The organism is Mycobacterium sp. ML4 (genome assembly GCF_054515735.1).
This window is the reverse complement of sequence record NZ_JBTNSY010000015.1, coordinates 165,926-177,590: the sequence shown is the minus strand read 5'-3', so window position 1 is coordinate 177,590 and position 11,665 is coordinate 165,926. Positions and strand designations below refer to the sequence as shown.

The window sequence follows — 11,665 nt, the reverse complement described above, 5'->3', positions numbered from 1 at the left end:
CTCCGTCCCGCTAGCCGGTCGACGTCGACCACCTCACCCCGGTTGATGCTCACCCAGTCGCGCCCGTCCAAGTACGGCCGCAGACTGCGGCCGATGAGCTCAGCGTCTGCCGGCGTCTTGGGGCGCTGCAACTCGTAGACATGCGGCAGCTCGGCCATCCCCGTGACAACGTTCCACAGCTTCAACGCGTCCGGTCCCGCCGGCGGATCCACCAACACCGGCCCGAACAGACACTGCCCGCCGGCGAAAAACAGTGTGGGAACACCGTATCCGCTGGCGTCGACGACGCGCTGGTGTTCGGCGCGAACCTCGTCATGGGTCGTGGGATCCGCCAGCGCGGCGTCGAGCACGTCAGCAGCACAACCGATCTCGACAAGAAGACGCCGGGCGACAACGGGGTCGTGCGGCTTGCCGCCCAGGTCGTGCAGTTCGTGGCCGATGGCGGCGTACCAGCGGTCGAGCAGCGCCATATCGGTGCGTCGCAACAGAGCCCCGATCCGCATCAGCGACCAGCCGTAGGACCAGTCGCGTTCCCACGGGTGCTTCTTGCCTTCGACGCGGTTGATCTCCTCCAGACTGAAGAACCGCCAGTTGATCGCGATGCCGACCTGTTCGCGGACGTCGCGGATCCACACCGACGTCTGGTAGGCGAAAGGACACATCGGATCGAAATGAAAGTCCACCGTCGTCATCGCGGGACTCCTCTCTGGGAACAATGAACGATCCCGGCCGGCGCGGCGCTACTGCACCGTGACATTCGCGGTGAATGTGCACGTTGGCGCGGCATCGCCCACCACGCTGCCGTAACCGGCGACGATTGTGGTTTTCCCGGCCTTCAGCGCCGTGAATCGCCAGACCTCGGTACCGGGCGCTCCCATCCGGTCGGTGTTCGCCCGCACGTACTCATGGCTGGTTTGTTTGAGCAGCGTGGGATCAGCCACCTTCGGATCGGCGGTCCATCGGAACGGGGTGCTGTGATTGGAGCCCAGCGACAACTGCAGCGTGTCGCCGACCGCGAGGGTGACGTCGCGGGTGATTGTGCTCTGACTCAGCACCTCGTCCATGGAAACTTCGATGGTTTTAGTCGCCGCCTTGCTCGGGCTCGAACACCCCACAAGCATGACGAACGCAGCAAGGACGGCCAGCGTCTTGACCTTCATCAGTGCACAATAGCCCGCGCCAAGCCAGTGTGCGCTGACGGCTTGCGTGCGCGCTGACAGCAGAATTACCTTCTATATCCCGCCCTGTGCGCACCCGCGGAATCCGGCCCATATACACCCGCGCCAGCAAACTGTCCTGTAACTTACTGGCGTGTTTGGCATCATTCGGCCCTGCCGTCACCGGCTCGGCAGCGAACTCACCGCGGCGTGGCGCGCCCAGTTGTGCGGCCTGTGTCTGACGTTGCGCGACGATTACGGCCAAGCAGCGCGAATCGCGACCAACTATGACGGCCTGATCGTGTCGCTGTTGGTCGAAGCGCAAACGGACGCACAGCCGACGCGCCGCACCGCCGGCCCGTGCCCGCTGCGCGGCATGAAGCGCGCCGATGTGGCGATCGGCGAATGCGTACGACTGGCCGCGGTGGTGTCGTTGGCGCTGGCCGCCGCCAAGGTCCGCGACCATGTCGACGATCGCGACGGCCTCGTCGGGGTAGCGGCCGTGCGTCCCACCGCGCGACGCCTCGCCGAACGCTGGGTGCGCCGCGGCACCGACACCGGACACGCACTGGGTTTCGACGCCGGCGTGCTGGTTGCCGCGATGGACCGCCAGACCGAGGTGGAAGCATCAGCGGGCCCGGGCGACTCGCTGCTCGCCGTCACCGAACCCACCGAGACCGCCGTCGCCGCCGCGTTCGCGCACACCGCCGTACTTGCCGGGCGCCCCGCCAATCAGGCGCCGCTGCGTGAGATCGGCCAGCTGTTCGGCCGGGTCGCGCACCTGCTCGACGCTGTCGAAGACTACCGCGACGATGTCGCGCACGGGAAGTGGAATCCGTTGGCCGCCACCGGAACACCCGTCAGCCAAGTGCGCACCCGGTGCGACGATGCGGTGCTCGGTATCCAGCTGGCGCTCGCCGACGTCGACTTCACCGACGGGCGGCTGCCCACAAGGCTGTTGACCAAAGAGCTGAGGCGCTCCGTCTCGCGCACCTTCAACAACTACCCCAATCAACCCTCCGGCACGCCGCACGGACAGCAGGACGGCATCAATTTCGGCGGCTACCCCGGGGTGCCCGGCGAGATCCCGCCCGGTCAGCTACCGCCGGAGCCGCAGCGTAAACAGACCTGCTGGGACACCTGCACCGACGCCTGCTGCTGCGAGTGTGAATGCGACTGCTGTTGCGACACCTGCTGCGAGGGCGACGGCTGCTGCTGCGACTGCGGGGACTGCTGCGACTGCAACTGAGACACCAGCCGCCGCGCCGAACGCTTGACCCTACGCAAGGATGGGACAGGTGTTCGCGCTTGTCCTCATCGTTGCGCTCGTTACCACCGTGGTCCTGGGCACGCTCCTGGGGCGCCGCTTCCGCGTCGGTCCCCCGGTGCTGCTCATCTTCCTCGGCACCCTGCTCGGCCTCATCCCGCGGTTCGCCCACGTCCACATCGAAGGCGAGCTGGTACTACTGCTGTTTCTGCCGGCGATCCTGTACTGGGAGAGCCTGAATACCAGCTTCCGCGAGATCAAAGCCAACATAGGGGTCATCGTGATGACCAGCATCGGCCTGGTCATCGCGACGGCCTTCGCGGTGTCCTGGACGGCCCGGGCAATGGGCATGGAATCCCACGCGGCCGCGGTGCTGGGTGCAGTCCTCTCACCCACTGACGCCGCCGCGGTCGCCGGCCTGGCGAAAAAGTTGCCCCGACGGTCACTGACCGTGCTGCGCGGCGAGAGCCTCATCAATGACGGCACCGCGCTGGTGCTGTTCGGCGTCACCGTGTCGGTCGCGGTCGGCGGCAGCGAAGTCGGACCACTGGCCCTCACCCTGCGGTTCGTCTATTCCTACCTGGGCGGCATCCTCGCCGGGCTGATCGTCGGTGGCTTGGTGACCCTGTTGCGCCGCCGTATCGACGCGCCGCTGGAAGAAGGTGCGCTCAGCCTGCTGACGCCGTTCGCGGCGTTCCTGCTCGCCGAGTCAACCCATTGCAGCGGCGTGGTCGCGGTGCTGGTGTCCGCCCTGATGCTCACCTATGTCGGCCCCCGCGTCATCCGGGCCCGCTCGCGATTGCAGTCCTTCGCGTTCTGGGACATCACGACATTCCTGCTCAATGGCTCGCTGTGGGTGTTCGTCGGCGTCCAGATACCCAACGCGATGCACGGAATCGCCAACGTAGCGGGCGGAATTCGGCATGCCACCTACCTGGCTCTGGCCGTGACGGGCGTAGTGGTCGCGACCCGATTCGCGTGGGTGGAACTCACCACCGTGCTGGGTCTGGCCATCGACCGAACCACCCACCGGCCCACCCGCCACGTCCCCTTCCGCCAACGCAGCGTGACCTGCTGGGCCGGGTTCCGCGGCGCGGTCTCGCTGGCCGCGGCGTTGGCGGTCCCACTGGAGACGCACAGCGGCGCCCCCTTCCCGGACCGCAGCATGATCATCTTCGTGGTGTCCGTGGTGATTCTGGTGACCGTCCTGGTCCAGGGCAGCACGCTGCCCATCGTCGTCCGATGGGCACGACTGCCCGAAGACGTCGCCCACGCCGAGGAGGTGCAACTGGCCCGCACCCGCGGCGCCGAAGTCGCGCTGCAGGCACTGCCCGAGGTCGCCGCCGAAGTCGGGGTCGGCCCCAAGCTGATGGCTCGACTGCAGAAGGAATACGAGGAGAAGGCCCGCCTGGCGGAAGCCGACGGTGACGACTCCGACGGCAGCAACCACCTCGCCGAGGCCCGGGACAAGATCCGCGAGGTGCACCTTCGGGTCCTCGAACGCAAGCGACAGGCGATCACCGAGCTCCGGGATCAGCGGCGCATTGACGACATCGTGCTGCGGGAGATCCAGCAGACCATGGACCTGGAAGAGGTGCGGCTGCTCGGCCCCGCGGACGTGGAATAGAGGTATCCGACATGGCTGACGAACACACCCGCGTGGTGATCTCCGGCGCCGGGCCCACGGCCTGATGCTGGCCGGCGAGCCGCCCTGTTGGCCGGGTCCGACGTGCACTATCACGTCGGGGGTGAACATCCGCTGTCGGGCCGGCTGGTCCCCGACCTGACGCTGGACGACGGGCGGCGCGTCGCCGAACTGCTGCACGAGGCACGTCCGGTATTGCTCGACGTCGGCGGGTTCGGGCTGCGCAGGCGGCCCGCGTAATGGCACCACCGTGTCGACATGGTGCACGCAAACTGACCGACCCGCCCGCCGCTGCGATGCTAATCCGGCCGGACGGTTACATCGCTTGGGCCACGGACGAATTCGGATCCAGTGACGCGCTGCACGCGGCGCTGCGTCGCTGGTTCGGGTACCGTCCTTGACGTGACCGCCGTGCGCAGCGCGCAGAAAATCGTCGACGTGCTTTCCGCGCAAGGCGTGCAGTACGTATTCGGTGTGCCGGGCGCCAAGATCGACGCCGTCTACGACGCCCTACTCGACGGCGGGCCCGAGGTGGTGGTCTGCCGGCACGAACAGAACGCCGCGTTCATGGCCGCCGCGGTCGGCCGCCTCACCGGTGTCCCCGGTGTGGTCGTGGTGACCTCCGGGCCGGGCACCACGAATCTGGCCACCGGCCTGCTCACCGCCAATACCGAGCAGGATCCAGTGGTCGCGCTGTGCGGTGCGGTGCAGCGTGAGGACCGGCTCAAGCGCACCCACCAGTCGATGGACGCCGCGGCGATGCTGCGGACCGTCACCAAGTTCACCGGCGAGATCGACCATCCCGACAATGCCGCCGAAGCCACTGTGGCGGCGTTCCGCGCGGCAAGAACCGAGCCGTGCGGCGCCGCAGCGGTCGTGCTGCCCGCAGACGTATTGGCCGCCCCGACCACCGCGGGCATCACCGCCGCGCTGCCGATTCCGCCGCTGGCGGCCGCACCCGCGCGCCTGATCGCGCACGCGGCCGAGTTGATTCGCCACGCGCACCGCCCCGCCTTACTGGTCGGTATCCGCGGTGCCGACCCACAGACCTGCACGGCGCTGCGAAACCTCGTGGCCGCAACCGGTTTGCCCGTCGTCGAGACCTTTCAAGCCGCCGGTGTGATCTCCCGCGAACTGGAAGACTCCTTTCTGGGCCGGGTGGGATTGTTCCGCAACCAGCCCGGCGACGTTATCGTGGCGCACGCCGACGTCATTGTCGCGATCGGTTATGACGCAGTGGAATACGACCCGGTGCTGTGGAACGACAACGTCCGGCGCACCGTCATCCATATCGACTCCGTCCCCGCCGACGTGGACAACCACTACCAGCCGACCGTGGAACTGCGCGGCGACAGCGCGGCGACACTCACCGAGCTGACCGACGCCCTGACCGGTATTACGCTGACGACCGGGTACCAAGACGAGATTAATGCGCAGCGAAAAGCTCTGGCAGAGATCGACTCTCACGCAAGCGCTCAGGCTCCACCTGGCCCCGGTCTCAACCCGGTCGCTGTGGTGTTGCGGTTGCGCGAGGAACTCGACGACACCGCCACCATCGCCTGCGACATCGGGTCGGTGTACATCTACATGGCGCGGCACTTCCGGGTATACGAGCCGCGTCGGCTGCTCTTCTCGAACGGTCAACAGACACTCGGCGTCGCCCTGCCCTGGGCGATGGCCGCCTGCCTGGCGCGCCCGGGCACTCCGGTGGTGTCGATATCGGGCGACGGCGGGTTCCTGTTCTCCGCCCAGGAGCTGGAGACCGCCACCAGGTTGGGTTTGACCTTTACCCACATCATCTTCCGCGACAACAGCTACGACATGGTCGGCTTCCAAGAGGAGCTCAAATACGGCCGCAGATCCGGTGTACAGCTGGGGGAGTACGACGTCGTCTGCTACGCCAGGGCATTCGGCGCGCGCGGCTATCGGGCCAGCACTCTCGACGAATTCAGCTCCGTCCTGCGCCAGGCGTTGAGCGAGCCCGGACCGTCATTGATAGACGTGCCGGTGGACTACAGCCACAACGTCGACCTCGCCGCGCACCTCCACGACGACAGCTTCGAATGACCGGCGCGCGAGAACAATTCCGGCGTTGGGCGACAGCGCTTCTCACACACCAACGCGACGCCGAGGTGTACCAGTTCTCCACCATCAGCGCACTGCTGGACGGCGTGTACGACGGTGACGCCACCGTCGCCGACATCCTCGAGCACGGCGACTTCGGCCTGGGCACCTTCAATCACCTCGACGGCGAGATGGTGATCCTTGACGGCGTCTGCTACCGCCTGCGCTCCGACGGCACCGCAACGCGAGCAGCACCGACCGACCGCACCCCCTTCGCAGCGGTCACCCATTTCCGCCGCGACTTTCAGATCGCGATCGTGGAACGTACCGACCGCGCCGGGGTAATCGCTGCCATCGACCAGCGGATCGTCAGCAGCAATCTCATCTACGCCATCCGGGTCACCGGTGACTTCGCGGAGCTACACACCCGCACCGTAATGGAGCAGGAACAGCCCTATCCCCCGTTGACCCGGGCGACCGAAGGACAGGCCGAGACCCGGTTCAGCGACGTGTCGGGCACCTTGGTCGGGTTCCGCACACCCGACTTCGAACAAGGCATTTCCGTCGCGGGTTATCACCTGCACTTCCTCGACGACGAGCGCGCCGCCGGCGGTCACGTCCTGGACTTCACCCTGCGGCGCGGCGACGCCGCCGTCAGCGGGGCCTCGCAACTACACCTGAGCCTGCCCACTTCGGGGGCATTCCTGCAGGCGCGGTTGTCCGCCGATGATATGGGTGAACAGATCGCGAAGACCGAGGGAGACTAGTCCGTACTACACGGAAGTCGCTTGATCCCATGGAAAAACGACGACCGCAACCGGTCCGGTTCGCCGGTGACCGTCAAGCCGGGCACGTTCGGGTAAAGCTCTTCGAGCATCACCCGCAACTCCAGGCGGGCGAGTTGCGCGCCGAGGCAGAAATGCACGCCGCCGCCACCGAACGCCGCGTGCCCGGCCCCTGAACCGGAGACGACGCGGGTGACGTCGAATTCACCGGGCCGGTCGAACACGTCCTCGTCCCGGTTGGCCGACAGGTAATGCATCAGCACCCAGTCACCGGCGGGAATGCGCTGTCCGCGGATCTCGACGTCCCGGGTGACGGTACGCCGGAAGTGCATGACCGGTGTGGCCCAGCGCAGCAGTTCCTCCACCGCCGGTTTGACCGCGTCGGGGTTGCGCGCCAGCAGCGCCTGCTGTTCGGGGTGCTGGGACAGCGCCAAGATGCCGTGGCTCAGAGTGTTTCGGGTGGTCTCGTTTCCCGCGATGGCCAGCAGCAGGAAAAATTCGTTGAGCTGGTCGCGGTTGAGCTTTTCGCCGTCGACCTCGGCGGCCAGAAGAGCCGAGAGGATGTCGTCGGTGAGGCCTTGCGTGCGCCGGTGTTTGACGAGTTGGCCACAGTAGCGGAACATCTCCGCGGCTGCCTGCCCGAGCGCCTCCGGGGTGGGGGCGTAGTCGGGGTCTTCGATGCCGAGCGTGCCGATCGCGTTGCTCCACCGGAACACCTCCATGCGGTCCTCGGCGGGCACCCCGAGCACGTCAGCGATCACCTGCAGCGACATCTCCGCGGAGATGTCGGGCACCGCATCGAACTCGCCCTTGGCTTTGATGTCGTCGACGATGTTGCGGGCGACCTGCCGCATGTGCGGCTCCAAGCGCAGCACGTTGCGGGCTGTGAAGCCCTGGTTGATCAGCTTGCGGTAGTGCACGTGCCGCGGCGGGTCGATGCCCGGCAGCATCGCCGAGGTCGGCGCGGCCTCCACCTCGACCAGGGTGTTGCCCCTGCTGCTGGTGAACGTGTTGGTGTCGCGGCTGACCAGACGGATGTCCGCGTGCCTGGTCAGCAGCCACGCTTGGGGCAGTCCGGACATCTGCACCGGATGAACCGGCGCGTCCGCGCGCAAGCGGGCCATCGCGCCGAACGGGGCACCGGCGACGAAGGTGTCGGGGTTCAGCACTGCCGCGGCATCGCGGTCGGCTTGTGTGTCCTGGTTTTCGACCACCAGCGACCCCAGCTTCGGAACGGTCATGACTGCCCTCCGGAAGTCTTGACACCGGCGATGATCACGTCGAGGCCGGCACGGAATCGCTTGATGGACTGAGGCTTGCCCCGGACCTCGTCCAGACTGACCGACCCTAGTAGGTAGGTGTACAGCACGCTGTGCGCCGCGGCGACAACGGCTTTGGGCACGCCAGACTCGGCCAGCAGCGCTCGGCTGAGCCGGTCCAGCCGGCGGGCCCGCTCGCCGCCGCCGCGAGTCTGCAGGATGCCGGCCACTCCGGGTACCCCGAGCATCACCTCACGGGCGCCACAGTACAACTCGGCAAGCCGCACGTCCCACGGACCGGTCTGCGGGACCGGGATGTCGGCCAGCACCGACTCCGCGAGCAGATCCAGCGCGGCCTGTTTCCCGGGTACGTGGTAATAGACCGACGGCACCGCGGCGCCTAGCTCGGCGGCGAGTTCGCGCATCGTCACCTGTTGCACCCCGACACGGCGCGCCAGCGTGTGCAGGGACGTCACCACCTGCTCCCGGTCGAGCCCGCCGTAGGCGCGTCGCGCGGTCATTCGAGTCATGTTCGAATCGATTCGAGCACTGTTAGAATCTAGCGCGATGAGTGCCGCGGCCGCAAAGTTGTCTCCGAAGTTGTCTCCGAAGTTGTCAATAGCCACACCCGTGGTCACGATGCTTCCCGGGATGAGTGCCGAGTGGGAGATCGACGCGTCGATCGAGGACCTCGCGCAGGTCGCCGAAACGGCGGATCGCCTCGGTTACCACCATCTGACCTGCAGCGAACACATCGCGGTGTCCGCCAAGGAGCGGGCCCGACGCGGCACGCGGTACTGGGATCCGCTGGCCACTTTCGGCTATCTGGCGGCCCGCACCCAGCGAATCCGGTTGGCCACCAACGTCTTGGTGCTCGGCTATCACCACCCATTGGAGATCGCCAAGCGCTACGGCACGCTGGACAAGGTCAGCAACGGCCGGCTCATCCTGGGCGTGGGAGTCGGTTCTCTCAAAGAGGAGTTCGAGCTGATCGGTGCTCCATTCGAGGATCGCGGGGCGCGCGGCGACGATGCGTTGCGCGCGCTGCGCGCGGCATTGTCGGTCGCCGAGCCCGCCTACCACGGTGAGTTCTACACGTTCGGCGGTATGGTCGTGGACCCGTGCGCGGTGCAGCCGCGCGTACCACTGTGGATCGGGGGGCGCTCGCTGCGGTCGTTGCGACGGGCGGTCACCCTGGCCGACGGCTGGGCGCCGTTCAACGTGAGCCTCCCGCAGGCGCGAGAATGGCTGGGCCGCTTCGATATCGCCCCCGGATTCGAGGTGGTGCTGGGGCCGGCACACCGGCTGGATCCGCTCGGGGAACCCGATCAGACGCGGGAACTGATCGCCGAGACCGTCGCGCACGGCGCCACCATCGTCAGCGCCGGCTTCCGGCACCGCTCATTGCAGCACTACCTGGAGAACCTGCAGGCCCTCGCGGAGCTGAGCAACGGATGAACCGCGTGCGGGCAGGGGTTTTCAGCTTCACCGCCGCGGCGCCGGCCGACGACGGATACCTGCGCTGGCATCTGCTGGACCACATGCCCGAGCAGTACCAGCTGCCGGGCATCGTGCACGGGCTGCGCTGGATCGCCGACGGCGACTACCCCGCGCACCGCCTCGCGGCACACGGGCCGCTGGGCGACATCTGCAACGTCGTACACTATCTCGTCGGCGAACCGGTCGCGGACACGCTGCACGACTTCGTCGAACTCGGCCGCGTGCTGCGGGAGAACGGACGCATGCCGGCCATGCGGCCGCTGCTACAGATCTCCGGACTGTTCCTGCTGCAATGGGATTCGGCGCCTCAGGTGCTGGTGTCGGCCGACGTGGTGCCGTTCCGCCCACACCGCGGGGTGCTGCTGATCGTCGAGGAGCCCACCGGCGAGCGGCCCGACCGCTGGCTGCAGTGGCAGCGGGCCGAGCACTATCCGGCGCTGCTCGCCCGTCCCGGCACGGCCGGGGCGTGGACGTTCGGCTCAGTTGCCACGCCGGCGCCGCGTGGGTGGCGCACCGAGCCGCACTACGTCACCGTGGTCTATCTGGACGACGAGCCACTGGCCGTGAGCGCGGCGTTGGCGCCCGTGGTCGAGGAACGGTGGCGGTCGGGAGACGTGCGTCCGGTGTTCGCCGGGCCGCTGCGAAGCATGATCGGCTGGGAGGCCTGGCCGGACTAGAGGTCAGCGGCCTCCCAGGTACCTTGCGGGTAGGGCGGCACCCTGCCCGCGTAGACGCCGTCGGTGAACGTACACAGTGTGTCGGAAATCGTTCCCGCATCCGCCAATACGGTGGGCCGGCTACCGGAGACCACGCGGGCGACCACGGCCTGCCAGAAATAGCCGATGCCGCCGTGCTCATACCACACGAACCAGTCGCTGCCACGATTGCCGGCACGGATCAGTCGCCGGAACGGCAGTGTGGGGTCGTTGACCGAATCAGTGCTGTTGAAGGGTGCACCGGCGTCGGCGACGGGCGGCAACAGGTTGCGTAACTCGGGCGGCAGCTGGGAGAAGTGCTGCACTTCCTGAACCGGCGTGGCAAGCGCGCACCTCGTGTTGGGCACCGCCGCAGCACACGGTGCTGTCACCAGGGCGACGACCAGCGCACCCGCGGGGCAGTACGGGAGCAACCTTCGCGCCATCTGTCGAGGATAGGGTGAAGCGGTGACTGCGCGCGACCACGTTCTGATCACCGCCGCCCAGCTCGCCGACCTCCTCGGTTTCGGCGACCCGGTGGCCATCCTCGACGTGCGCTGGCAACTCGACACTCCCGACGGCCGCAGGGCCTACCTGGACGGCCACATCCCCGGCGCGGTGTATGTGTCGCTGGAGGACGACCTCAGCGATCACACGGTGACCGGGCGGGGCCGCCATCCGCTGCCCACGGGAGGCAGCCTGCGGGAAGCGTTGCAGCGCTGGGGAGTTCGCCGCGACGACCAGGTCGTGGTGTACGACGACTGGAATCGGGCCGGTTCGGCGCGGGCATGGTGGGTGTTGACCGCCGCAGGGTTGCCTAACGTGCGCATTCTGGACGGCGGGCTGGCGGCGTGGCGCGCCTCGGGCGGTGAGCTGCAGGCCGGCGCGGTGGATCCGCAGCCCGGGAATGTGACCGTGCGGCATGACGATTTGTATGCGGGCGCACAACCGACGCTGACCGCAGAGCAGACCGGCAGCCTGACGTTGTTCGATGCCCGTGCACCCGAGCGCTACCGCGGTGAGGTCGAGCCCCTCGACCCGGTCGCCGGGCACATTCCGGGCGCCAAGAACCTGCCGTTCGGGACACTGTTGAACGGCGACGGGACGTTCCTGGTGGATGATCACCGGTTGCCCCAGGGCGACGTCGGCACCTATTGCGGATCGGGTGTGACCGCCGCCGTGGTGGTCGCTGCGTTCGCGGCCGCGGGTCGGCCGGCGGCGTTGTACCCGGGCTCGTGGTCGGAGTGGTGTTCGGATCCGTCGCGACCGGTCGCCCGCGGCCAGGAGTAGTCG

12 protein-coding genes and 1 pseudogene are annotated in these 11,665 nt (G+C 67.6%); 8 read left to right on the top strand and 5 right to left on the bottom strand.

Going from position 1 to position 11,665, the window contains the following annotated elements; translation table 11 throughout:
- Together ACX9NE_RS18495 and ACX9NE_RS18490 are read right to left on the bottom strand one after the other, a co-directional pair.
- Positions 1 to 692 (bottom strand): mycothiol-dependent nitroreductase Rv2466c family protein (locus ACX9NE_RS18495; RefSeq protein ID WP_459363973.1); only part of this gene is annotated, 692 nt, incomplete at its 3' end.
- A gap of 48 nt (positions 693 to 740) precedes the next feature.
- Positions 741 to 1,160 (bottom strand): protease inhibitor I42 family protein, encoded by a 420-nt coding sequence (locus tag ACX9NE_RS18490; RefSeq protein ID WP_459363972.1) that lies wholly within the window; start codon positions 1,158 to 1,160, stop codon positions 741 to 743.
- 151 nt (positions 1,161 to 1,311) lie between these two features.
- On the opposite strand from ACX9NE_RS18490, the gene ACX9NE_RS18485 reads away from it, so the two are divergent.
- The 5 genes and pseudogenes from ACX9NE_RS18485 (at position 1,312) to budA (ending at position 6,900) form a co-directional block, all read left to right on the top strand.
- The gene (locus tag ACX9NE_RS18485; protein ID WP_459363971.1) at positions 1,312 to 2,406 is read left to right on the top strand and encodes a DUF5685 family protein; all 1,095 of its coding nucleotides are present in this window, start codon (positions 1,312 to 1,314) and stop codon (positions 2,404 to 2,406) included.
- 49 nt (positions 2,407 to 2,455) lie between these two features.
- Positions 2,456 to 4,051: a Na+/H+ antiporter gene (locus tag ACX9NE_RS18480; RefSeq protein WP_459363970.1), complete on the top strand. Its 1,596-nt coding sequence runs from the start codon at positions 2,456 to 2,458 to the stop codon at positions 4,049 to 4,051.
- A gap of 102 nt (positions 4,052 to 4,153) precedes the next feature.
- Positions 4,154 to 4,470, top strand: a pseudogene (locus tag ACX9NE_RS18475) (aromatic-ring hydroxylase C-terminal domain-containing protein).
- A gap of 1 nt (position 4,471) precedes the next feature.
- Complete coding sequence (alsS, locus tag ACX9NE_RS18470) at positions 4,472 to 6,136, top strand: acetolactate synthase AlsS (protein ID WP_459363969.1); 1,665 nt, start codon at positions 4,472 to 4,474, stop codon at positions 6,134 to 6,136.
- Positions 6,133 to 6,900: an acetolactate decarboxylase gene (gene budA / locus ACX9NE_RS18465; protein ID WP_459363968.1), complete on the top strand. Its 768-nt coding sequence runs from the start codon at positions 6,133 to 6,135 to the stop codon at positions 6,898 to 6,900. The genes alsS and budA overlap by 4 nt, the downstream gene beginning before the upstream one ends.
- Here the strand turns inward: budA and ACX9NE_RS18460 are convergent.
- Positions 6,897 to 8,159 (bottom strand): cytochrome P450, encoded by a 1,263-nt coding sequence (locus tag ACX9NE_RS18460; RefSeq protein ID WP_459363967.1) that lies wholly within the window; start codon positions 8,157 to 8,159, stop codon positions 6,897 to 6,899. The genes budA and ACX9NE_RS18460 overlap by 4 nt on opposite strands.
- The gene (locus tag ACX9NE_RS18455) at positions 8,156 to 8,698 is read right to left on the bottom strand and encodes a TetR/AcrR family transcriptional regulator (RefSeq protein ID WP_459363966.1); all 543 of its coding nucleotides are present in this window, start codon (positions 8,696 to 8,698) and stop codon (positions 8,156 to 8,158) included. Before ACX9NE_RS18455 ends, ACX9NE_RS18460 begins: the two co-directional genes overlap by 4 nt.
- Positions 8,699 to 8,744: 46 nt before the next feature.
- Between ACX9NE_RS18455 and ACX9NE_RS18450 the strand changes: the two genes are divergently transcribed.
- Both ACX9NE_RS18450 and ACX9NE_RS18445 read left to right on the top strand, forming a co-directional pair.
- Entirely contained in the window at positions 8,745 to 9,635 is an 891-nt protein-coding gene (locus ACX9NE_RS18450) for an LLM class F420-dependent oxidoreductase (protein ID WP_459363965.1), read from the top strand.
- Positions 9,632 to 10,354: a hypothetical protein gene (locus ACX9NE_RS18445; RefSeq protein ID WP_459363964.1), complete on the top strand. Its 723-nt coding sequence runs from the start codon at positions 9,632 to 9,634 to the stop codon at positions 10,352 to 10,354. The genes ACX9NE_RS18450 and ACX9NE_RS18445 overlap by 4 nt, the downstream gene beginning before the upstream one ends.
- Here the strand turns inward: ACX9NE_RS18445 and ACX9NE_RS18440 are convergent.
- The gene (locus ACX9NE_RS18440) at positions 10,351 to 10,818 is read right to left on the bottom strand and encodes a hypothetical protein (protein ID WP_459363963.1); all 468 of its coding nucleotides are present in this window, start codon (positions 10,816 to 10,818) and stop codon (positions 10,351 to 10,353) included. The two genes, ACX9NE_RS18445 and ACX9NE_RS18440, sit on opposite strands and share 4 nt — an antisense overlap.
- Before the next feature lie 22 nt (positions 10,819 to 10,840).
- Here ACX9NE_RS18440 and ACX9NE_RS18435 point away from each other — a divergent pair, with 22 nt between their 5' ends.
- Entirely contained in the window at positions 10,841 to 11,662 is an 822-nt protein-coding gene (locus ACX9NE_RS18435) for a sulfurtransferase (protein ID WP_459363962.1), read from the top strand.
- Positions 11,663 to 11,665 lie beyond the last annotated feature (3 nt).